2 protein-coding genes are annotated in these 746 nt (G+C 58.2%); both read left to right on the forward strand.

From position 1 onward, the window contains the following. The first annotated feature begins 162 nt into the window (after positions 1-162). Entirely contained in the window at positions 163-618 is a 456-nt protein-coding gene (locus AC1DZ8_RS33315) for a GIY-YIG nuclease family protein (protein ID WP_477402413.1), read from the forward strand. After that, positions 515-746: porin (locus tag AC1DZ8_RS33320; RefSeq protein ID WP_477402411.1), on the forward strand; the 232-nt coding region annotated here is incomplete at its 3' end. The genes AC1DZ8_RS33315 and AC1DZ8_RS33320, both read left to right, overlap by 104 nt.

Below are 746 nucleotides of genomic sequence, written 5' to 3' on the forward strand. Positions count from 1 at the left end.
GCGCTCCCCTGCTAAGGGAGTAGAGGTCAAAAGCTTCTCGTGGGTTCGAATCCCATCCTCTCCGCCACCCTACGCCCTGCGGGCTTCGGGTGGCAGGCCACCCGAAACCGCATTTTGGGCGTAGGAGTGTCGCCCGAAGCTACGAAGTAGCGTAGGGGGACCATGTGGTACGTCTACTTCCTGCAGCTCCATAACGGCGATGTCTATGTCGGATCGACAAATGACCTTCGACGCCGATTCGAATCTCACCGATCAGGCCATGTGGCGTCGACAAAGGCTCACCTGCCTGTAGCCTTGAAGGCCTATATCGGAGTTGAAACCGAGGCCAACGCACGGCAGCTCGAGCGATATTTCAAGACCGGGTCAGGCAAGGCTTTTGCGAGCAAGCGGTTTTTTTGCGAACAGCTCCAACTGATCGCCAAAGAGGCTCATCTGCTTGAAATAAAACAGAAAAGCAGGGCAACGACCTGCTTTTCACTGACCTCCGCTTCCGATTCTGACTGGAGGTCAGAAAATGAACATCAAGAGCCTTCTTCTCGGCTCCGCTGCGGCCCTGATCGCAGTTTCCGGTGCGCGCGCCGCCGACGCCGTCGTCGTCGCCGAGCCGGAACCGGCTGAATACGTCAAGATTTGCGACGTTTACGGCTCGGGCTACTTCTACATCCCCGGCACCGAAACCTGCCTGCGCATCGGCGGCTATGTCCGTTACGACATCGGCGTCGGCGACGTCGGTTCGTTCGACGGTG

The sequence above is a fragment of the Mesorhizobium sp. P2_F7 genome, from assembly GCF_056403695.1.